The sequence below is a fragment of the Leifsonia sp. McL0607 genome (genome assembly GCF_049993355.1).
In the GTDB taxonomy this organism is placed as follows: Bacteria; Actinomycetota; Actinomycetes; order Actinomycetales; family Microbacteriaceae; genus Leifsonia.
Genome location: NZ_CP188253.1, coordinates 3,471,836 through 3,492,709, shown reverse-complemented (window position 1 = coordinate 3,492,709; position 20,874 = coordinate 3,471,836). Strand labels below are relative to the sequence as shown.

Sequence of the window (20,874 nt, the reverse complement as noted above, 5' to 3'; positions counted from 1 at the left end):
CTACAGCGAGCTCTGCACCGGAACGGCTTCGGCCTTCACTTTCGCTCGCGCGGGGATGATGGCAAGCGCGCCCACCGCGAGGAGGGCCGTGGCGGCGAACACGTAGAACCCGCCCGGGTAGGCGAAGCCATACGAGACGAGCGTCCCGGTGATCGCCGGGCCGACGATGGCGCCGAGTCGCCCGATGCCGGCGGCGAAGCCGAGCGCGGTGCTCCGGATCTCGGGCGGATAGAGCTGGGTGATCAAGGCGTAGACGAGCACCTGCGCCGAGAACACGAAGACGCCCGTCACGAAGACCGCGACGTACAGCATCGTGACGTCCTCCAAGCGGATGCTGAGGAACGCGAGCAGCAACCCCGACAGCGCGAACCACGCCATCGCGACCCGCTTGGTGCCCGAGCGGTCTGCGACGATGCCCGCCACGATCAGTCCGGTGACGGCGCCTGCGTTCAGGACGAGGAGCAGACCGAGCGAGTCGGTGGAGCCGTAGCCGGCGTCGCGCATCAGCTGGGGCAGCCAGGTATTGAGGCCGTAGACCAGCAGGAGTCCCATGAAGGAGGCCACCCAGACGCCGATGCTGATCGTCAGGTAGGGCCGCTCGACCAGCCGCCGTACGGTCGGGCGCGAGTCGGTCTGCTGCCCGCGGCGCTCCTCCGGCAGTGCGAGCCGGATGAGTGGGACGGTGACCAGCCCCGCGATGCCGCCGATCGCGAACAGCACACGCCAGTCGGGGATGACCGCGAGCGCGAGGAGCGCCGTGAGGACGGCGCCGGCGTGATACCCGGTCATCGTCAGCGTCGTCGCCTTGCCCGCGCGCTCGCGCGGCATCAGATCGGTGACGTACGCGAGGGTGACGGGGAGGCACGCTCCGAGCGCCACCCCGGCGAGCACGCGCAGGAGGCCGAACACGAAGATGTTCGGCGCGATCACGATGGCGAGCGTGAGCAACGAGAACACCGTCACGCAGAGGATCAGACAGAGCCGCCGTCCGTAGCGATCTGCCAGCGGCCCCACGGTGAGCGCTCCGATCCCGACGCCGACGAGTCCTGCGGTCGCGACAGCGGTCGCGGCCGGCGCGTCGAATCCGAGCTCGTGCGTGCTCAGCAACGTGGGGATGACCGTGCCGAGCACCACCAGGTCGAAGCCGTCGAGAGCCACGATCATCCAGCAGAGCACCAGCGGCCAGAATCGGGGACGGGTCGTCGGTTCCATCGCGGACCTCCTTGTCGAATGGAATATGTCAGATGAGACCTGCCGACATTAGCACATCACCTCCAGACTACCGAAGGCGCCCGTCGCGCGGGCACGGGCCGCGCTCTGCGGCTAGTACGCTGTAACGGTGAAAACCTTCGACGACCTCTTCGCCGAGCTCAGCGAGAAGGCCGAGACCCGCCCGGAAGGCTCCGGGACGGTTCGCGAGCTGGACGCCGGCGTGCACGCCATCGGAAAGAAGATCGTCGAAGAGGCCGCGGAGGTCTGGATGGCCGCGGAGTACGAGTCCGACGAGGCCACCGCCGAGGAGGTCTCCCAGCTGCTGTACCACCTGCAGGTGCTGCTGATCGCCAAGGGCCTCACTCCGGCCGACGTGTACCGACATCTGTGACGACCACTCCCAGCCTCCCGTCCGTCACGTCACGAAAGTCACAACGCATGCTGAAGATCGCCGTCCCCAACAAGGGCTCCCTCTCCGAGACCGCGGCGCAGATGCTCCACGAGGCGGGCTACCACGGTCGCCGCGACCCCAAGGAGCTCATCGTCGCCGACCCGCGCAACGGCGTGGAGTTCTTCTACCTCCGCCCGCGCGACATCGCGACCTACGTCGGCTCGGGCGCGCTCGACGTCGGCATCACTGGCCGCGACCTCCTGCTCGACTCCAGCTCACCTGCAGCCGAGATCGCCGCGCTCGACTTCGCCGCCTCGACGTTCCGCTTCGCCGGCCCCGCCGGCTCGTACACCGACCTCGCCGACCTCGACGGCAAGCGCGTCGCGACGAGCTACCCGGGCCTCGTCGGCCAGTTCCTCGCTGACAGCGGCGTGGACGCGTCCCTCATCAAGCTCGACGGGGCCGTGGAGTCCGCCGTGCGGCTGGGCGTCGCCGACGCCGTGGCTGACGTGGTCGAGACCGGCTCGACCCTGCGCAAGCAGGGCTTGGAGATCTTCGGTCCGGTGATCCTCGAGTCGGAGGCCGTTCTCGTGTCGTCGCCGTCGCCCGCGACCGGAGTGGACACGCTGCTGCGGCGCCTGCAGGGCGTCATGGTCGCGCGGCAGTACGTGCTGATCGACTACAACCTCCCCGTCGCGCTGCTCGACCAGGCCGTCGCCCTGACACCGGGCGTCGAGTCGCCCACGGTGTCGCCGCTCGGCGAGCCGGACTGGGTCGCCGTACGGGTGATGATCAAACGCGACAGCACCAACCAGGTGATGGACGACCTCTACGAGCTCGGGGCGCGTGCGATCCTGGTCACCTCGATCCACGCGGCGCGGATCTGATGAGCCTCGCGGTCCGGGTCATCCCGTGTCTCGACGTGGCCGCCGGACGCGTCGTCAAGGGCGTCAACTTCCAGAACCTCCGCGACCAGGGCGATCCCGTCGAACTCGCTCGCCGGTACTTCGAGCAGGGGGCGGACGAACTGACCTTCCTCGACGTGACGGCGACGGTCGACGACCGGTCGACGACGTACGACGTGGTGCGTGCCACCGCCGAGCAGGTCTTCATTCCGCTCACGGTCGGCGGCGGCGTGCGCAGCACGGAGGACGTCGCGAAGCTGCTGGGCAGCGGCGCGGACAAGGTGGGCGTCAACTCGGCCGCGATCGCGCGGCCCGAGCTCGTCGGCGAGATCGCCGGGCGCTTCGGCGCCCAGGTCCTCGTGCTCTCGCTCGATGTCAAGCGTTCGGCCGCCACGGCGTCCGGCTTCGTGGTGACGACCCACGGCGGCCGCACCGAGACCGGCATCGACGCCTTCGACTGGGCGGAGCGCGCGATCGAGCTGGGCGCGGGGGAGCTGCTGGTCAACTCCATCGATGCCGACGGCACGAAGGAGGGCTTCGACCTGGAGCTCATCCGCCAGATGCGCGCGATCAGCCCGGTGCCTGTCATCGCCTCGGGCGGGGCGGGCGCCGTGTCCGACTTCGCTCCGGCGATCCACGCGGGCGCCGACGCGGTGCTGGCGGCCAGCGTCTTCCACTCGGGCGAGATGACCATCGATGATGTGAAGGCCGAGCTGCGACGAGCAGGTCTGGAGGTGCGTTCATGACCGCGATCGACGACGTGATCGGCCGGATCCGGTTCAGCGAAGCGGGGCTGGTCCCCGCCGTCATCCAGCAGTGGGACTCCCGCGAGGTGCTGATGATGGGCTGGATGGATGCCGAGGCGGTGCGCCGCACGCTGAGCGAGGGCCGGGTGACCTTCTGGTCGCGCTCGCGCCAGGAGTACTGGCGCAAGGGCGACACCTCCGGCCATGTCCAGTACGTCAAGGGCGCTGCGCTGGACTGCGACGGCGACACGCTGCTGGTGACCGTCGAGCAGATCGGAGCGGCCTGCCACACCGGTACGCGCACGTGCTTCGACGCCGACGTCCTGGAGCCGGCGGTCGCCGACGCCGAGAGCGCGCAGCTCGCCGCCGAGATGGGGTCAGACCTGTGATCGCCACGGAGGCGGGGACGACCAGACACGAGGAGTTCGCGGCCCTGGCCGCCGAGCATCGCGTCGTGCCGGTCGTCCGGGAGCTGTTCGCCGACGGCGAGACGCCCGTCGGGATCTACCGCAAGCTGGCCGCCGGCCGGCCCGGCACCTTCCTTCTGGAGTCGGCCGAACAGGGCGGCATCTGGTCGCGGTTCTCGTTCGTCGGAGCCGCGTCGTTCGGCATGCTGACCCAGGACGGCGACGAGGTCCGCTGGCTCGACTACGGGCTGTCGGCGCAGCGCGCGCTCGGTGCGGAGGCCTCCGGCCGCCCACTCGAAGCCCTGACCGCACTGTACGAGCGATGGGGCACACCGCGGATCCCCGGCCTGCCTCCGCTGACCGGCGGTCTGGTCGGCTTCATCGGCTGGGAGGCGGTGCGCCAGCTCGAACGGCTGCCGCAGCGGCCACCGGCCGACTACGACCTTCCCGGACAAGCGATGGCGTTCGTCGCCGACCTGGTCGTGATCGACCACCGTTCGGGCACGGTCAAGCTGATCGCCAATGCCCTGGCCGACGGCGAGCATGACGTCGACGCCCTGTGGAGCGACGCGCAGCAGCGCCTCGACCGCATGCAGACCGAGCTCGCGCGCCCGTCCGAGGCGTGGCTCGCCGACGTGGATCTCGCCGCCGTCGGGCACCCGGTGTCGCGCACACGCGAGGAGGACTTCCTCGCGTCGGTCGAGACCGCCAAGAAGCGGATCGTCGACGGTGACATCTTCCAGGTGGTGATCTCGCAGCGCTTCGAGCTCGAGTGCACGGCCTCCGCTCTCGACGTCTACCGCGTGCTGCGCTCGCTCAACCCGAGCCCGTACATGTATCTGCTGTCGCTGGAGCGCCCCGACGGCGAGCCGTACCAGATCGTGGGCTCCTCGCCCGAGGCGCTGGTCAAGGTGCAGGATGGTCGTGCTTTCACGCACCCCATCGCCGGCTCGCGCCCGCGCGGCGCGACGCCAGAGGAAGACCTCGACCTCGAGGCGTCGCTGCTGGCCGACGACAAGGAACGGGCGGAGCACCTGATGCTCGTCGACCTCGCCCGCAACGACCTGCTCAAGGTCTGCGCCGCGGGCAGCGTCGAGGTGACCGAGTTCATGCGGGTCGAGCGCTTCAGCCACATCATGCACATCGTCTCGTCGGTGGAGGGCGACCTGCTCCCGGAGTCCGGGGCGATCGACGTCTTCCGCGCGACCTTTCCGGCCGGCACGCTCTCGGGCGCGCCGAAGCCGATGGCGCTGCGGATCATCGACGAGCTGGAGCCCGCTCAGCGTGGGGTGTACGGGGGAGTGATCGGGTACTTCGACTTCGCCGGAGACGCCGATCTCGCCATCGCGATTCGTACTGCGACGATCATGGGTGGAGTCGCCCGGGTGCAGGCCGGGGGCGGCCTGGTCGCCGACTCGGTGCCGATCCTGGAGTTCCAGGAGTCGCAGAACAAGGCGGCGGCGCCCCTGCGGGCGGTCGCGGTCGCCAACGGCATGAGACGGGTCCACGGTGCGGACTGAGAACCGCAGAGTCAAGTACCTGACGCTCCTCGCGCTGGTCGTGGGGAGCGGCCTCGGGCTGCTCTCGGCGACGCAGCCCTGGTTCACCATCGAGGTGAAGGACGTCGCGAACCACGCCGGGGCGGTCACCGTCGCCGGCTCGGCCGCGGCGCCTGCTCTCACGGCGCTCTCGCTGGCCGGGCTCGCCCTGACGGCGGCTCTCGCGATCGCAGGGCCGGCCTTCCGCATGGTGCTGTCGGTTCTCGGGGTCCTGATCGGCGTCTCGATCGTCTACTCGGCCCTCTCCGTGCTCGCCGACCCGCTGCGGGCGGTCGGCGGAGCGATCACGTCGGCGACCGGCGTGGCCGGGGAGGCCTCCCTGCGCAGGCTGGTGGAGAGCACGACGACCGAGTTCTGGCCGTGGTTCGCCGTTGTCGGCGGTGTGATCGTCGCTCTCGCCGGCATCGCGGCCATCGTCTTCGTGCGGGCGTGGCCCGGTCCGTCGCGGCGCTACCAGGCGCGGTTCGCGGGGGAGGACGGCCGCTCGGCCGAGGAGGCCGTCGGCGAACTGGCGGGTGACGACCACGACGAGCCCGCTCTCGCGGGCGACGCGGCCGATGCGGGCGACGAGGGCGACGATGACGAGGCTCGCGCAGCGGCCGAAGGCGACACACCGGAAGCCCCTACCGCGCTCGACCGCGACGCCGCGATCGACAGCTGGGACGAGCTGAGCCGCGGCGACGATCCCACGCGGTGAGCCACTAGACTGGTTCCCGATTCACCAACCGTGCGCCCCTCCGAGACGAGAGGGAGCGGCGCACCCGACGTGCAGGAGTCCCATGAGCACCGAGTCAGTCGATCCAGGCCACGGTCATTCGCCGGCGGCATGGACGGCCGTGATCATCATGTTGATCGCCTTCACCATCGGAGCCGTCGCGTTCTTCTTCGACGCTCCGATCATCGTGTGGCTGTCGGCTGGTCTCGCCGTTATCGGGCTGATCATGGGCTGGATCATGAAGCGCGCGGGCTACGGAGTGGGCGGCTCCAAGTATCAGCCGAAGGGCCACTAACCGTGCTCGCCGACCTCGTCGCCGGCGCGCTGGAGGATGCGGAGCGGCGACGCGCTGAGCGCCCGCTCGCCGTCGTAGAAGAGGCCGCGGCTGCCCGTGAGCCCGCTATCGACGCGCTGGCCGCACTGGCGCCCGCCGAGCGGGTGAAGATCATCGCGGAGGTCAAGCGCGCGAGCCCGTCGCGCGGCGACCTCGCTGCGATCCCCGACTCTGCCGCGCTCGCCTCTCTCTACGAGACAGGCGGTGCGAGCGCGATCAGCGTCCTCACCGAGGAGCGCCGGTTCAAAGGATCGCTCTCCGACCTCGAGGCCGTCCGCGCCGCGGTGTCGCTGCCCGTGCTCCGCAAGGAGTTCGTCGCCGATCCGTACCAGGTGTTCGAGGCTCGCGCAGCCGGTGCCGACCTGGTGCTGCTGATCGTCGCCGCCCTCGACCAGGCCCGCCTGGTGGAGCTCCACGGCCTGATCGCCGACCTGGGCATGACCGCTCTGGTCGAGGCGCACACCGAGGAGGAGCTGAGCCGCGCGTTCGACACCGGCGCCACGCTGGTGGGCGTGAACGCGCGCAACCTCTCGACGTTCGAGCTGGATCGGGACCTGTTCGGCCGCCTGGCCGACCGGTACCCGTCCGGCGTCATCCGCGTGGCGGAGTCGGCCGTGAAGTCGGCTGCCGATGTCGCGCACTACCGGGCGGCGGGTGCGGATGTCGTGCTCGTCGGCGAGGCGCTCGTCACGAGCGATCCCGTCGCCACGCTCGGCGAGTTCCTGGGAGCCTGATGTCCCTTCGTTCTGAACACGGACCCTACTTCGGCGAGTTCGGCGGCCGCTTCGTGCCCGAGTCCCTCGTCGCCGCCCTCGACGAGCTGACGACCGCGTGGGAGGAGGCCAAGGCCGATCCCGCGTTCCGCGCCGAGCTCGACGAGCTGCACCGCAGCTACACCGGTCGCCCGAGCATCGTCACCGAGGTGCCGCGTTTCGCAGAGGCAGCGTTCCACGGTGAGGCGGGGGGAGGCGCGCGCGTCATTCTCAAGCGCGAAGACCTCAACCACACCGGCTCGCACAAGATCAACAACGTGCTCGGCCAGGCCATCCTGACCAAGCGCATCGGCAAGACGCGTGTGATCGCCGAGACCGGCGCCGGCCAGCACGGTGTCGCCACGGCGACAGCGGCCGCTCTGTTCGGCCTCGAGTGCACCGTCTACATGGGCGAGGTCGACACCGAACGGCAGGCACTGAACGTCGCACGCATGCGGCTGCTCGGCGCGGAGGTCGTCGCGGTCAAGACCGGCTCCCGCACCCTCAAAGACGCGATCAACGACGCGATGCGCGACTGGGTCACCAACGTCGAGAACACCAACTACATCTTCGGGACGGTCGCGGGCCCGCACCCGTTCCCCGAGATGGTGCGCGACCTCCAGAAGATCATCGGCGAGGAGGCCCGCGAGCAGGTCCTGGCGCTGACCGGTCGTCTGCCCGACGCGGTCGCGGCCTGCGTCGGCGGCGGCTCCAACGCCATGGGCATCTTCCACGCGTTCCTCGACGACGAAGACGTGCGTCTCGTCGGCTTCGAGGCCGGAGGAGAGGGGGCCGACACGCCCCGCCACGCCGCGACCATCACCAAGGGCCGCCCCGGCGTCCTGCACGGTGCCCGGAGCCTGCTGCTGCAGGACGAGGACGGCCAGACGATCGAGTCGCACTCGATCTCGGCGGGCCTCGACTATCCGGGTGTCGGCCCGGAGCACGCGTGGCTGGCGAAGATCGGCCGCGCCGAGTACCGTCCTGTGTCCGACGCCGACGCCATGGAGGCACTGCGGCTGCTCAGCCGCACCGAGGGCATCATCCCCGCCATCGAGTCGGCGCACGCCCTCGCCGGCGCGCTCGATCTCGGCAAAGAGGTCGGCCCCGACGGCATCGTGCTCGTGAACCTCAGCGGTCGCGGCGACAAAGACATGGAGACCGCCGGACGCTACTTCGGCTTGATCGACGAAGGAGCCGTGCAGTCGTGAGCCGTGTGGCAGACACCATCGCGCGCCGCAACGCGGAGGCGGGCGGCGCCCTCATCGGCTACCTGCCGGCGGGCTTCCCCGACCTGCAGACCAGCATCGACGCGGCCGTCGCCCTCGCGGAGAACGGCGTCGACGTCATCGAGCTCGGCCTGCCGTACTCCGACCCGGTCATGGACGGCACGGTCATCCAGGCCGCGACGCAGCAGGCGCTGTCGAACGGCTTCCGCCTGCGCGACGGCTTCACCGCCGTGCGCGAGATCACCCAGCGCGTCGACATTCCCGTGCTCGTCATGACGTACTGGAACCCCGTGCTGCAGTACGGCGTCGACCGCTTCGCCGACGACCTCGTCGCCGCGGGCGGCGCAGGGCTCATCACTCCCGACCTCATCCCCGATGAAGGCGCCGATTGGCTGGCCGCCTCCGACCGCACCGGTCTCGACCGGGTGTTCCTCGCCGCGCCGTCGTCGACCGACGCGCGCCTCCGCACGACCATCGAAAGCAGCCGAGGCTTCGTCTACGCGGTCTCCACAATGGGCATCACGGGCGCCCGCAGCGACGTCGACTCCGCCGCGCGCACGCTGGTCGCCCGGCTGCGCGACGCGGGCGCGACGAGCACATGCGTGGGCCTCGGGATCTCCAGCGCCGCCCAGGTCGCGGAGGTCCTCGAGTACGCGGACGGCGCGATCGTCGGCTCCGCACTCGTCAAGGCCCTCGCCGACGGCGGCGTGGCAGAGGCCGGCCGCGTCGCGGCCGAGCTCGCCGCGGGCACCGCCCGGCAGGGCGCGTCGGCCTGAGGTCGGCGTAGACAGCACTTCGCGGGTCGGTGGCATCGCGGACCTGCACTTAGACTGGAAGCCGTGCGTCGTTCGGCGCCGGACTCCATAGGACACGAAAGGTAGTCATCGCGTGATCGCGACGATGAGCAGCTGGGTCGCCAGCATCCCGAGCCCGGGGCCCGAATGGCAGCAGATCCCGATCGACATCTTCGGTCTGCACTGGCGCATCCAGACCTACGCGATCATGATCCTGATCGGCATCGTGGTCGCCGCCCTGTGGACCTCCCGTCGCCTCACCAAGCGCGGCGCAGAGCCCGGCGTGATCCTCGACATCCTCCTCTGGGCCGTCGTCCTCGGCATCATCGGTGCGCGCCTGTACCACGTGTTCACGCACCCGTCCGACTACTTCTACCCGGGTGCGAACCTCTGGAACGTGTTCGCGATCTGGGAGGGCGGCAACGCGATCTTCGGCTCGCTGATCGGCGGCGCCGTCGGCATCTGGATCGCCTGCCGCATCAGCGGCCTGCGGTTCTGGAGCGTCGCGGACGCCCTCGCTCCCGCGCTGCTGCTCGCGCAGGCCATCGGCCGACTCGGCAACTACTTCAACCAGGAGCTCTTTGGCCTCCCGACCAACCTGCCGTGGGGCCTGCAGATCGACGCGGGCAACAAGGCGATCCCGGTCGGCCTGCCGGACAACACACTGTTCCAGCCGCTGTTCCTCTACGAGATCATCTGGAACGTCATCGGGGTGGTCGTCATCCTCTTCCTCGAACGGACGTTCCGGCTGCAGTGGGGCAAGACGCTGGCCGTCTACCTCATCTGGTACGGCCTCGGCCGCTCGTACCTGGAGTCGATCCGCATCGACCCGAGCGAGTTCTCGTTCCTCGGCGTTCCGAGCAACGTGTGGGCGGCGTTCCTCGCCATCGTGCTCGGCATCGCGATCTTGATCGTGCAGTCCAGGCGCCACACCGGCTTGGAGCCGAGTGTGTACCGACCGGGTCGTGAATGGGTTCACCCGGATGCTGAGGTAGACTCTGACGACACGGACTCGGATGACGAGGACTTCGTCGATGGCGACGGGGAGCCAACCGCGTCCGCAGGAGCCAAGGCCACAAGCCCGGCGAACGGATGATTTCCGTCAGCTCATGACGACACGGCTACATCACACGCCCGTCGAGGCGATCCCGTAACCATCTTCTGACCGCACGGACGCTCCGGGCCGCACACAAGCCCGGCGCAAAAGCGGCGGAACCCTCCCAGCAACGGGCCGAAGGCGTCCCCGCACTCCAATCCCCACATCCACGACACTGTGAGGACGGTCGACATATGGCGCTCACGCCTCCCCATACCCGGTTCAGCTTGGTCCCCGGTAAGCAGGGTCTCTACGACCCCGCCGCCGAGAAGGACGCCTGCGGTCTCGCCATGGTCGCGACCCTGCGCGGAACCGCGGGGCACGACATCATCGACGCGGCGCTCGAGGCGCTGCGCCACCTGGAGCACCGCGGCGCGGTCGGCTCCGACGCCGGAACGGGCGACGGCGCCGGCATCATCACGCAGGTCCCCGACGCCTTCCTGCGCGCCGTCTCCGGCTTCGACCTCCCGGGCGCCGGGCGGTTCGCCGTCGGCAACGCGTTCCTGCCCACGGACGTCGGCGAGCGTGAGCGGATCAAGACCGCCGTCGCGCAGATCGCGGCCGAGCACGACCTGACCGTCCTGGGCTGGCGCCCGGTCCCGGTCCGGCCGGAGGAGCTCGGCAACCTGGCACGCGCCGCGATGCCGGTCATCGAGCAGCTGTTCGTGTCGAGCACGCGCACCGACGAGCGCGGCGAGCCGGTGGGTGGGATCGCCTTGGACCGCCTCACGTACTTCCTCCGCAAGCGGGCGGAGCGCGAACTCGACCTGTACTTCTCATCGCTGTCGAGCCGCACGATGGTCTACAAGGGCATGGTGACGACCCTCCAGCTGGAGCCGTTCTACCCCGACCTCTCCGATCAGCGGTTCGCCTCCAAGCTCGCTCTGGTGCACTCGCGCTACTCGACCAACACGTTCCCGTCGTGGCCGCTCGCCCAGCCGTTCCGCATGATCGCCCACAACGGCGAGATCAACACCGTGCAGGGCAACCGCAACTGGATGCGCGCCCGTCAGTCGCAGCTCGAGAGCGAGCTTCTCGGTGATCTGGCGCCCGTCCTGCCGATCGTGACACCGGGCGCCTCGGACTCGGCCTCTTTCGACGAGGTCGTGGAGCTCATCTCGCTCACCGGCCGTTCGCTGCCGCACGCCGTGATGATGATGGTCCCGGAGGCGTGGGAGAACCAGACCGAGATCGACCCGGTCCGCCGCGACTTCTACGAGTACCACTCGATGCTCATGGAGCCGTGGGACGGTCCGGCTGCGATCGTCTTCACCGACGGCTCGCTCGTCGGGGCGACGCTCGACCGCAACGGTCTGCGCCCCGGCCGGTACGTCGTGACGAACGACGGCCTCGTCGTGCTCGCCTCTGAGATCGGAGTGCTCGACATCGAGCCCAGCCGGGTCGTGCGCAAGGGGCGCCTGCGCCCCGGCCGCATGTTCCTGGTCGACACCGTCGCCGGCCGCCTGATCGAGGACGACGAGATCAAGTCCGAGCTCGCCGCCGGCGCGCCGTACGGCACGTGGCTCGACGAGGGCCGCATCAACCTCAAAGACCTCCCGGAGCGCGAGCACATCGTGCACACGCCCGCCTCCATCACGCGCCGCCAGCGCACTTTCGGTTACACGGAGGAGGAGGTCCGGATCCTCCTCAAGCCGATGGCGACGACCGGCGCCGAGCCGCTCGGCGCGATGGGATCCGACACCCCGGTGGCCGTGCTGTCCGAGCGCCCGCGGCTGCTGTTCGACTACTTCACGCAGCAGTTCGCGCAGGTCACGAACCCGCCGCTCGACTCGATCCGCGAAGAGGTCGTCACGACCATGAAGCTGGGCCTCGGCCCGGAGCGCAACCTGCTCACGGCCGGCCCGGAGCACGCGCGCCAGGTCGTCCTGGACTTCCCGGTCATCGACAACGACGAGCTCGCGAAGATCCAGCACATCGACCCGCGGCCGGGCAGCAGGCTCACGACGACGGTCCGCGGCCTCTACCGGTCCGACGCCGGCCCCGACGCCATGCAGGGCCGTCTGGCCGAGATGTGCCAGGAGGTCGACGAGGCGATCGAGGCCGGTGCGCAGTTCATCGTGCTGAGCGACCGCGACTCCACCAAAGACCTCGCGCCCATCCCGTCGCTGCTCATGCTCGCCGCGGTGCACCATCACCTCATCCGTGCGGAGAACCGCATGAAGGTGGGTCTGATCGTGGAGGCGGGGGATGTTCGCGAGGTGCACCACATCGCGCTGCTCATCGGCTACGGAGCGTCGGCGATCAACCCGTACCTCGCGATGGAGACGTGCGAAGAGCTGGTCCGCAGCGGGATGATCACCACCGTCTCGCCCGAGAAGGCCGTCAAGAACGTGATCAAGGCGCTCGGCAAGGGCGTGCTGAAGATCATGTCCAAGATGGGCATCTCGACCGTGTCGTCATACGCGGGCGCCCAGGCGTTCGAGGCCGTCGGGCTCAGCCAGGAGTTCGTCGACGAGTACTTCACCGGCACGACGAGCAAACTCGGCGGCATCGGCATCGACGTGATCGCGGCCGAGAACCTGTCGCGCCACACGAGCGCCTACCCGGCGGAGGGCGCCATCCTCGCCCACGAGCGCCTGACGACCGGCGGCGAGTACCAGTGGCGCCGCGACGGCGCTCCGCACCTGTTCAACCCGGAGACCGTGTTCCGGCTGCAGCACTCGACGCGCACCCGCCGCTACGACATCTTCCGCGAGTACACCAGGCTCGTCGACGACCAGGCCGAGTCCCTCATGACCCTGCGCGGGATGTTCGCGTTCAAGGGCGGTACCCGCCCGCCTGTCCCGATCGACGAGGTCGAGCCGATCGAGTCGATCGTCAAGCGCTTCTCCACCGGTGCGATGAGCTACGGCTCGATCTCCAAGGAGGCGCACGAGACCCTGGCGATCGCGATGAACCGGCTAGGCGCCAAGTCCAACACCGGTGAGGGCGGCGAGGATCTCGACCGCCTGCTCGACCCGGAGCGCCGCAGCGCGATCAAGCAGGTCGCCTCCGGCCGGTTCGGTGTCACCTCGATGTATCTGACGCACGCCGACGACATCCAGATCAAGCTCGCTCAGGGGGCGAAGCCCGGCGAGGGCGGCCAGCTGCCGCCGACGAAGGTCTACCCGTGGGTGGCGCGTACGCGGCACGCGACGGCCGGCGTCGGGCTGATCTCGCCACCTCCGCACCACGACATCTACTCGATCGAGGATCTCAAGCAGCTGATCTTCGATCTGAAGCGCGCGAACCCGCAGGCTCGGGTGCACGTCAAGCTGGTGAGCGAGTCCGGCATCGGCGCGGTCGCGGCGGGAACGGCGAAGGCCCTCGCCGACGTCATCCTGGTCTCCGGCCACGACGGCGGCACGGGCGCCTCCCCGGTCAACTCGCTCAAGCACGCGGGAACGCCGTGGGAGCTCGGCCTCGCCGAGACCCAGCAGACGCTCATGCTCAACGGCATGCGCGAGCGCGTGGTCGTGCAGGTCGACGGGCAGCTCAAGACCGGCCGCGACGTCATCGTGGGCGCTCTGCTCGGCGCGGAGGAGTTCGGTTTCGCGACCGCTCCGCTCATCGTCTCAGGCTGCGTCATGATGCGCGTCTGCCACCTCGACACCTGCCCGGTCGGCGTCGCCACGCAGAACCCGGCGCTGCGCTCCCGGTTCTCCGGCAAGCCCGAGTTCGTCGTGAACTTCTTCGAGTTCATCGCGCAGGAGGTGCGGGAGTACCTCGCCGAGCTCGGGTTCCGCAGCCTCGACGAGGCCATCGGCCACGCCGAGCTGCTCGACGCCGATCGCGCCATCGCGCACTGGAAGGCGTCGGGCCTGGACCTGACTCCGATCCTGCGCGGCCCGGAGTTTCCGGAGGACGCGCCGCGCAAGAACGGCCGCGCGCAGGACCACGAGCTCGATGAGCACTTCGACAACCAGCTCATCCAGGCGGCGCACGACGTGCTCGCCTCGGAGCGCCCCGGCGCCGAGGGCGCGACGCTCTCGCTCGCCCTGCCGATCCGGAACACCGAGCGCGCCGTCGGCACCATGCTCGGTCACGAGGTGACCGTCCGCCACGGCGAGAACGGCCTCCCGACCGGCACGATCGACATCACGCTGACCGGCTCCGCCGGCCAGTCGCTCGGCGCGTTCCTCCCTGCGGGCATCACGCTGCGCCTGGAGGGCGACTCGAACGACTACGTCGGCAAGGGGCTCTCGGGTGGCCAGATCATCGTACGGCCTCCGCGGGGCAGCGTCTTCCCGGCCGAGCGGAACGTCATCGCCGGCAACGTGATCGGCTACGGCGCGACGCAGGGCAGCATGTTCATCCGCGGCATCGTGGGCGAGCGCTTCCTGGTCCGCAACTCCGGCGCGACGGCGGTCGTGGAGGGCGTGGGCGACCACGCGCTCGAGTACATGACGGGTGGCCTCGCGGTCATCCTCGGCGGCACCGGGCGCAACCTGGGAGCGGGAATGTCCGGTGGCACGGCGTACGTGTACGACTTGAAGAACGAGCGCGTCAATCGCGAGGCGCTCGCCAGCGGAGAGCTCGAACTGCTCCCGCTGGGCAGCGCCGACATCGAGATTGTGCGCGACCTGCTGGAGCGGCACCGCACCGAGACAGGGTCGGCCTTGGCCGAGCGGATGCTCGTGGACTTCGACGCGACTGTCGCGAAGTTCGTCAAGGTGCTGCCGCGCGACTACGCGGCCGTGTTGCAGATGCGGCAGGAGGCCGTCGACGAGGGGCTCGACCCCGACGGCGACATTGTGTGGAATCGGATCTTGGAGGTGACAGGTGGCTGACCCGAAGGGCTTCTTGAAGACGACGGAGCGCGAGCTCCCCAAGCGGCGACCGGTCTCGGTCCGGCTCATGGACTGGAAAGAGGTCTACGAGGCGGGCGATTCGGCGCAGCTGCGCCGCCAGGCCGGCCGCTGCATGGACTGCGGTGTGCCGTTCTGCCACCAGGGCTGCCCGTTGGGCAACCTGATCCCCGAGTGGAACGACCTGATGTGGCGTGGGGAGGGCCGGCAGGCCATCGAGCGCCTGCACGCGACCAACAACTTCCCGGAGTTCACCGGCCGCCTCTGCCCAGCCCCGTGCGAGTCGTCGTGCGTGCTCGGCATCAACCAGCCGGCGGTGACGATCAAGCAGGTCGAGGTGTCGATCATCGACCAGGCCTGGCAGAACGGCTGGGTGCAGCCCCATCCTCCGGAGCGTCTCACCGGCAAGACCGTCGCCGTCGTCGGCTCAGGCCCCGCGGGCCTCGCCTCCGCACAGCAGCTGACCCGCGCGGGTCACACGGTCGCGGTGTACGAGCGCGACGACCGCATCGGCGGCCTGCTGCGCTACGGCATCCCGGACTTCAAGATGGAGAAGAAGCACCTCGAGGCGCGTCTCAACCAGATGATGGCCGAGGGCACCCGGTTCCGCGCCGGCGTCGACATCGGCGTCGACATCGCGTGGGACGACCTCCGGGCGCGCTATGACGCGGTCGTGGTCGCGACCGGCGCGATAGTGCCGCGAGACCTCCCCATCCCCGGTCGCGACCTCGTCGGCGTGCACTTCGCGATGGAGTACCTCGTCCAGCAGAACAAGGCGGGCGCCGGCGACCAGATCGCCGACCAGATCACGGCCGACGGCAAGCACGTCATCGTCCTCGGCGGCGGCGACACCGGTGCGGACTGCATCGGCACCGCGCACCGTCAGGGCGCGGCGAGCGTGACCAACCTGGCGATCGGCAAGCAGCCGCCATCGGAGCGTCCGGTGCACCAGCCGTGGCCGATGACCCCGACGCTGTTCGAGGTGCAGAGCGCCCACGAGGAGGGCGGAGCACGCGAGTACCTCGCGTCGACCGTCGAGTTCCTCACGAACGAGTTCGGCGAGGTCCGGGCGCTCCGCGTCGCGGAGACCGAGTACCTCGACGGTCGCAGGGTGCCGAAGGCCGGCACGGAGCGCGAGATCCCCGCCGACCTCGTCCTCCTCGCCCTCGGTTTCACCGGTCCGGAGCAGGACGGCTTGGGCGCGCAGCTCGGCCTCCCGTTCGACGACCGCGGCAATGTGGCCCGCGACGGCGACTACCAGACCAGCGAGGCCGGCGTCTTCGTCGCCGGCGACGCGGGCCGCGGCCAGTCGCTCATCGTCTGGGCCATCGCAGAGGGCCGGGCAGCGGCAGCCGCCGTCGACCGGTATCTTGAAGGGGAGACGCAGTTGCCGTCGCCGGTCCGTCCCACCGACCGGGGCATCCTCGTCTGATCCCCTCCACCACGAGAACGCGCCGTCAGGGGTGCGAGAATCACGGAGCACTGAAAAACGCATGAGAAGGGCTAAAATCGTCGCGACCCTCGGTCCGGCGACCTCCAGCTATGACAGCATCCGCGCGATCATCGACGCGGGTGTGGACGTGGCGAGGATGAATCTGAGCCACGGCAGCTACGAGGTGCACGAGGGGGTCTACGCCAACGTCCGCAAGGCCGCCGAAGACGCAGGCAAGCCGGTCGCCGTCCTGGTCGACCTCCAGGGTCCCAAGATCCGTCTCGGCAAGTTCGAGGCCGGCCCCTACGATCTCGCCGAAGGCGACATCTTCAAGATCACCACCGACGACATCATCGGCACCAAAGAGATCTCCTCGACCACGTTCAAGGGCCTGCCCCACGACGTGAGGGCGGGCGACTTCCTGCTGATCGACGACGGCAAGGTTCGCGTGCGCGTCGTCGAGGTCGAGGGCAACGTCGTGACGACCGAGGTCGTCGTCGCCGGCCCGGTCTCGAACAACAAGGGCATCAACCTTCCGGGCGTCGCGGTCAACGTCCCCGCGCTGTCCGAGAAAGACGAGGCGGACCTGCGCTGGGGCCTCAAGCTCGGCGCCGACATCATCGCGCTCTCGTTCGTGCGTAGCGCCAAGGACATCGAGCGCGTGCACGAGATCATGGCGGAGGAGGGCCGTCGGGTCCCCGTGGTGGCCAAGATCGAGAAGCCGCAGGCCGTGGACGCGCTGGAGGAGATCATCGAGGCGTTCGACGCCATCATGGTCGCCCGCGGCGACCTCGGCGTCGAGCTGCCGCTGGAGGCTGTTCCGATCGTGCAGAAGCGCGCGGTCGAGCTGTCCCGCCGCGCGGCCAAGCCCGTCATCGTCGCGACGCAGATGCTCGAGTCGATGATCTCCAGCCCCGTCCCGACCCGCGCAGAGACCTCCGACGTCGCCAACGCCGTGCTCGACGGTGCGGACGCGGTCATGCTCTCGGGCGAGACCAGCGTCGGCGAGTACCCGGCGATCACCGTCGCGACCATGGCGCGCATCGTGACCTCCACCGAGGAGCACGGGCTCGACCGCATCCAGCCGCTCGGCACCCGTCCCCGCACCCAGTCGGGCGCGATCACGCTGGCCGCTGTGGAGGTCGCCGACTTCGTCGAGGCGAAGTTCCTCTGCGTTTTCACCGAGTCGGGCGAGTCGGCCCGCCGCATGGCCCGCCTGCGCAACAACATCCCGATCCTCGCCTTCACGCCGGAGGAGTCGGTCCGCCGGCGCATGTCGCTGTTCTGGGGCGTCGAGTCCTTCGTGGTCGGCCGCGTCACCCACACCGACCAGATGGTCGCTCAGGTCGACGAGGCGCTCAAGTCCACCGGCCGCGCTGTGGACGGCGACAGGGTCATCATCATCTCGGGTTCCCCTCCCGGGATCCCCGGAACCACCAACGACATCCGCGTCCACAAGGTCGGCGACGTCCTGTAACGACGGATGGTGGAAGGCCCTGCTCCGGCGGGGCCTTCTGCGTGTGTCCTGGACGTCCTCTCAGACGAGGTCATACCACGGGATGATTTCGTCATCTCTCATGGAATACGGAGGGTCGGCGGACGGGTGCCGAGCGTATCCTCGGGACTATGAAGCACCGCCTGGTCCGCTGGCTGCCCGCCATCGTCGTCCCTGTCGCCATCGCCGCGGGAGCCATCGCGGTCCCGCTCGCCGCGGGCGCCGCCGACCTCCCCGTGAAGTCTCCGGAGGATGTCCTCCGACTGGTCGCGTCGAGCGACACGAAGGCGTTCAGCGGGACGGTCGAGCAGAGCTCCGACCTGGGGCTGCCGAGTCTCCCGAAGACCGCCGGCGGTTCCGGCGCCGACAGCTCGGCCGCGAGCACCCTCGAACTGCTGATGGACGACCACACGGCCAAGGTGTATGTGGACGGTCCCACGAAGGTGCGCGTGCAGGTGCTCGACCAGTTGGCCGAGCGCGATGCGATTCGCAACGGCTCGGACGTCTGGCTGTACCAGTCGTCGGACGAGTCGGTGACGCATCTCACCGTTCCGAAGCACGCGAAGAGCGCGCAGCCGACGCCGAATCCTGACGCGACCGCCACCACCCCGCAGGCGCTCGCGGAGCGCTTCCTCGCGGCCGTCGATCCGACGACGAAGGTCTCCCTCGGGTCGAACACGAAGGTCGCCGGACGGGACGCCTACGACCTGGTGCTGACGCCGCGCACCGACGCGACCCTAGTGGGGTCGGTCGCCATCGCGGTCGACGGGCGGACGGGCCTCCCGCTGCGCGTGCAGGTGATGGCTCGCGGGCAGTCCTCGCCTGCGTTCGAGGCCGGGTTCACCTCGTTCAACCCCGGAGCGCCGGATGCGAGCGTCTTCTCGTTCACTCCGCCGAAGGGCGCGACCGTGACCGAGCAGTCGCCGAAGTCGGGTGAGCGCCCGTCGGGTGCCGCGCACCCGAAGCCGACCGTGACCGGTACGGGCTGGGCGACGATCGTCAGCCTCCCTGCCGGCTCGGTGCCGACGAAGGTCCTGGACGACCCGCTGGTCGGCGAACTCACGCAGTCGGTCGATGGAGGCCGGGCGCTCTCGACCTCTCTGCTCTCGGTGCTCGTCACGGCCGACGGCCGGGTACTCGCCGGCGCCGTTCCCGTCTCCGCGCTGCAGTCCGCCGCCCAGTGACCGACGCCGCCGCGATCGCGACGAGCGGGCTCACCAAGCGGTTCCGCGGACGCGCGGTGGTCGACGACCTCGGCCTGTCCGTGCCGCGCGGGTCCGTGTTCGGGTTCCTCGGCCCGAACGGGTCGGGCAAGACCACCACGATCCGGATGCTGCTCGGCCTGATCTCCCCGTCGGCCGGTTCGATGTCGGTGCTCGGCGAGGAGATGCCCGACCGTGGCGCGTCGGTTCTGCCGCGCGTAGGGGCGCTCGTGGAGGGCCCGTCGTTCGCTCCGTACCTGTCCGGCGCCGCGAACCTGGTACGTCGAGACACTGCCGACCGCTACGCTCCGGGCGCCACCCGGTCGGCGCGGGTGGAGCTGGCCCTGGAACGGGTCGGCCTGTCCCACGCGGCGGGCAAGCACGTGCGCGCCTACTCGCTCGGTATGAAGCAGCGGCTCGGGATCGCCGGTGCTTTGCTCACCGATCGCGACCTCCTCGTGCTCGACGAGCCGACGAACGGGCTCGACCCGCAGGGCACGCGGGAGGTGCGCAACCTGGTCCGCTCGCTCGCCGGCGAGGGGACGACCGTGTTCGTCTCCAGCCATCTGCTCGCCGAGATCGAGCAGATCTGCTCGCACGCCGCGATCATGCGGGCGGGGAAGCTTGTGGCCCAGGGGTCGCTCGACGAGCTGCGCAGCGCCTCCGGACCCCGGGTGATCGTGACGACCCCTGACCAGGGTGTCGCGGCGGAGGTGCTGACTCGGCTGGGGCTGGCGCCCGAGGCCGTCGGCGCCGAGGTGGAGGCCGGGCTCGGCGATGACGCGCCGCCCGCGGAGGACTTGGCCGCGGCACTCGTCGGCGCCGGTGTGCGCCTGCGTGGTTTCACCGTGCGCGCGTCGAGCCTCGAGGAACGGTTCGTGGAGCTGACGGGGGAGGGCTTCGATGTCGAGCAGTGAGGCCGTCCCGCTCGAGGTGTCGTCCGCCGCGCCGGTGCCGCAGGTCTCCGTGGCTGCGCGACGGGATCGGCCGTCGGCCGGGTGGGCGCTGCTGGGCTCGGAGCTCTCGGTGCTGTTCCGACGGTGGCGCACCTGGGCGATGCTCGCGGCACTGGCGGCAGTGCCCATCCTGATCGCGGTCGCCGTGCGCGTGACCGGTCGGGGCCGGGGACCGGCGTTCCTCGACCAGATCACCAGCAATGGTCTGTTCGTCGCGTTCACCGCGCTGGTCGTCTGCGTTCCGCTGTTCCTCCCGCTCACCATCGGGGTCGTCGCCGGCGACACGATCGCCGGTGAGGCGAGTCACGGCACGCTGCGGTACCTCGTGATCGCGCCGGCGGGGCGTCTGCGGTTGCTCGCGGTCAAGTACGCCGGGTGCGCGGCGTTCTGCATCGCCGCGGCACTGACGGTCGCCATCGCGGGGGCGGCGATCGGCGCGATCCTGTTCCCGATCGGCCCGGTGACCCTGCTCTCGGGCAGCGTGGTGAGCGTGGGCGACGCGGCTGTCCGCCTCCTGCTGATCGCGCTGTACATCGTCGTGTCGCTGCTCGGGATGTGCGCGATCGGGCTGTTCCTGTCGACGCTGACCGACGTGCCGGTGGGAGCCATGGCCGCGACCGCGGTGCTGGCCGTCGTCTCGCAGGTGCTCGACCAGCTGCCGCAGCTCGACGCCCTCCACCCCTGGCTTTTCAGCCACTACTGGCTGGGCTTCGCCGACTTCCTCCGCGCCCCGCTGGTGTGGGACTCGTTCGTCTCCAACGCGGTGCTGCAGGCCGGGTACGTCGCTGTCTTCGGCGCGCTGGCCGTCGGCCGCTTCCTCAGCAAGGACATCCTGTCCTGA

18 protein-coding genes are annotated in these 20,874 nt (G+C 69.8%); 17 read left to right on the top strand and 1 reads right to left on the bottom strand.

Annotated elements, in window-relative coordinates:
- Window positions 1-1,212 carry an MFS transporter gene (locus ACPPVW_RS16860; RefSeq protein WP_426624218.1) on the bottom strand — a complete coding sequence of 404 codons (1,212 nt, stop codon included), beginning with the start codon at window positions 1,210-1,212 and terminating at the stop codon, window positions 1-3.
- 127 nt (window positions 1,213-1,339) lie between these two features.
- Between ACPPVW_RS16860 and ACPPVW_RS16855 the strand changes: the two genes are divergently transcribed.
- From ACPPVW_RS16855 to ACPPVW_RS16775, 17 genes are all read left to right on the top strand, one after another.
- A complete protein-coding gene (locus ACPPVW_RS16855; RefSeq protein WP_426624217.1) occupies window positions 1,340-1,603 on the top strand; it encodes a phosphoribosyl-ATP diphosphatase in 264 nt (87 codons plus the stop codon).
- A 47-nt stretch (window positions 1,604-1,650) separates the two neighbouring features.
- Window positions 1,651-2,490, top strand: a complete 840-nt coding sequence (gene hisG / locus ACPPVW_RS16850) for an ATP phosphoribosyltransferase (RefSeq protein ID WP_426624216.1) — start codon at window positions 1,651-1,653, stop codon at window positions 2,488-2,490.
- The gene (gene hisF / locus ACPPVW_RS16845) at window positions 2,490-3,254 is read left to right on the top strand and encodes an imidazole glycerol phosphate synthase subunit HisF (RefSeq protein ID WP_426624215.1); all 765 of its coding nucleotides are present in this window, start codon (window positions 2,490-2,492) and stop codon (window positions 3,252-3,254) included. Before hisG ends, hisF begins: the two co-directional genes overlap by 1 nt.
- Window positions 3,251-3,643, top strand: a complete 393-nt coding sequence (hisI, locus tag ACPPVW_RS16840) for a phosphoribosyl-AMP cyclohydrolase (protein ID WP_426624214.1) — start codon at window positions 3,251-3,253, stop codon at window positions 3,641-3,643. Before hisF ends, hisI begins: the two co-directional genes overlap by 4 nt.
- Window positions 3,640-5,181, top strand: a complete 1,542-nt coding sequence (locus ACPPVW_RS16835; protein ID WP_426624213.1) for an anthranilate synthase component I — start codon at window positions 3,640-3,642, stop codon at window positions 5,179-5,181. The genes hisI and ACPPVW_RS16835 overlap by 4 nt, the downstream gene beginning before the upstream one ends.
- Window positions 5,171-5,917, top strand: a complete 747-nt coding sequence (locus ACPPVW_RS16830; RefSeq protein WP_426624212.1) for a Trp biosynthesis-associated membrane protein — start codon at window positions 5,171-5,173, stop codon at window positions 5,915-5,917. Before ACPPVW_RS16835 ends, ACPPVW_RS16830 begins: the two co-directional genes overlap by 11 nt.
- A gap of 82 nt (window positions 5,918-5,999) precedes the next feature.
- On the top strand, window positions 6,000-6,230 hold the full coding sequence (locus ACPPVW_RS16825; protein ID WP_426624211.1) for a DUF6704 family protein: 231 nt from the start codon (window positions 6,000-6,002) through the stop codon (window positions 6,228-6,230).
- A 2-nt stretch (window positions 6,231-6,232) separates the two neighbouring features.
- The gene (gene trpC / locus ACPPVW_RS16820) at window positions 6,233-7,003 is read left to right on the top strand and encodes an indole-3-glycerol phosphate synthase TrpC (RefSeq protein ID WP_426624210.1); all 771 of its coding nucleotides are present in this window, start codon (window positions 6,233-6,235) and stop codon (window positions 7,001-7,003) included.
- Window positions 7,003-8,232 carry a tryptophan synthase subunit beta gene (trpB, locus tag ACPPVW_RS16815; RefSeq protein ID WP_426624209.1) on the top strand — a complete coding sequence of 410 codons (1,230 nt, stop codon included), beginning with the start codon at window positions 7,003-7,005 and terminating at the stop codon, window positions 8,230-8,232. The genes trpC and trpB overlap by 1 nt, the downstream gene beginning before the upstream one ends.
- A complete protein-coding gene (gene trpA / locus ACPPVW_RS16810; protein ID WP_426624208.1) occupies window positions 8,229-9,026 on the top strand; it encodes a tryptophan synthase subunit alpha in 798 nt (265 codons plus the stop codon). The genes trpB and trpA overlap by 4 nt, the downstream gene beginning before the upstream one ends.
- Window positions 9,027-9,150: 124 nt before the next feature.
- Window positions 9,151-10,140: a prolipoprotein diacylglyceryl transferase gene (gene lgt, locus ACPPVW_RS16805; RefSeq protein WP_426626331.1), complete on the top strand. Its 990-nt coding sequence runs from the start codon at window positions 9,151-9,153 to the stop codon at window positions 10,138-10,140.
- Between the two features lie 194 nt (window positions 10,141-10,334).
- On the top strand, window positions 10,335-14,930 hold the full coding sequence (gene gltB / locus ACPPVW_RS16800) for a glutamate synthase large subunit (RefSeq protein ID WP_426624207.1): 4,596 nt from the start codon (window positions 10,335-10,337) through the stop codon (window positions 14,928-14,930).
- Complete coding sequence (locus ACPPVW_RS16795) at window positions 14,923-16,380, top strand: glutamate synthase subunit beta (protein ID WP_426624206.1); 1,458 nt, start codon at window positions 14,923-14,925, stop codon at window positions 16,378-16,380. The genes gltB and ACPPVW_RS16795 overlap by 8 nt, the downstream gene beginning before the upstream one ends.
- A gap of 61 nt (window positions 16,381-16,441) precedes the next feature.
- Window positions 16,442-17,857 carry a pyruvate kinase gene (gene pyk / locus ACPPVW_RS16790; RefSeq protein ID WP_426624205.1) on the top strand — a complete coding sequence of 472 codons (1,416 nt, stop codon included), beginning with the start codon at window positions 16,442-16,444 and terminating at the stop codon, window positions 17,855-17,857.
- A 149-nt stretch (window positions 17,858-18,006) separates the two neighbouring features.
- Window positions 18,007-19,059: a LolA family protein gene (locus ACPPVW_RS16785; RefSeq protein WP_426624204.1), complete on the top strand. Its 1,053-nt coding sequence runs from the start codon at window positions 18,007-18,009 to the stop codon at window positions 19,057-19,059.
- Entirely contained in the window at window positions 19,056-19,994 is a 939-nt protein-coding gene (locus ACPPVW_RS16780) for an ATP-binding cassette domain-containing protein (protein ID WP_426624203.1), read from the top strand. The genes ACPPVW_RS16785 and ACPPVW_RS16780 overlap by 4 nt, the downstream gene beginning before the upstream one ends.
- Complete coding sequence (locus tag ACPPVW_RS16775) at window positions 19,981-20,874, top strand: ABC transporter permease (protein ID WP_426624202.1); 894 nt, start codon at window positions 19,981-19,983, stop codon at window positions 20,872-20,874. The genes ACPPVW_RS16780 and ACPPVW_RS16775 overlap by 14 nt, the downstream gene beginning before the upstream one ends.

What these genes read in the sequence shown, in the direction of transcription:
- ACPPVW_RS16860 (WP_426624218.1), bottom strand. Translation starts at nt 1,212, where the DNA reads ATGGAACCGACGACCCGTCCCCGATTCTGGCCGCTGGTGCTCTGCTGG.
- hisG (WP_426624216.1), top strand. Translation starts at nt 1,651, where the DNA reads ATGCTGAAGATCGCCGTCCCCAACAAGGGCTCCCTCTCCGAGACCGCG.
- hisF (WP_426624215.1), top strand. Translation starts at nt 2,490, where the DNA reads ATGAGCCTCGCGGTCCGGGTCATCCCGTGTCTCGACGTGGCCGCCGGA.
- hisI (WP_426624214.1), top strand. Translation starts at nt 3,251, where the DNA reads ATGACCGCGATCGACGACGTGATCGGCCGGATCCGGTTCAGCGAAGCG.
- ACPPVW_RS16825 (WP_426624211.1), top strand. Translation starts at nt 6,000, where the DNA reads ATGAGCACCGAGTCAGTCGATCCAGGCCACGGTCATTCGCCGGCGGCA.
- trpB (WP_426624209.1), top strand. Translation starts at nt 7,003, where the DNA reads ATGTCCCTTCGTTCTGAACACGGACCCTACTTCGGCGAGTTCGGCGGC.
- lgt (WP_426626331.1), top strand. Translation starts at nt 9,151, where the DNA reads ATGAGCAGCTGGGTCGCCAGCATCCCGAGCCCGGGGCCCGAATGGCAG.
- gltB (WP_426624207.1), top strand. Translation starts at nt 10,335, where the DNA reads ATGGCGCTCACGCCTCCCCATACCCGGTTCAGCTTGGTCCCCGGTAAG.
- pyk (WP_426624205.1), top strand. Translation starts at nt 16,442, where the DNA reads ATGAGAAGGGCTAAAATCGTCGCGACCCTCGGTCCGGCGACCTCCAGC.
- ACPPVW_RS16785 (WP_426624204.1), top strand. Translation starts at nt 18,007, where the DNA reads ATGAAGCACCGCCTGGTCCGCTGGCTGCCCGCCATCGTCGTCCCTGTC.
- ACPPVW_RS16775 (WP_426624202.1), top strand. Translation starts at nt 19,981, where the DNA reads ATGTCGAGCAGTGAGGCCGTCCCGCTCGAGGTGTCGTCCGCCGCGCCG.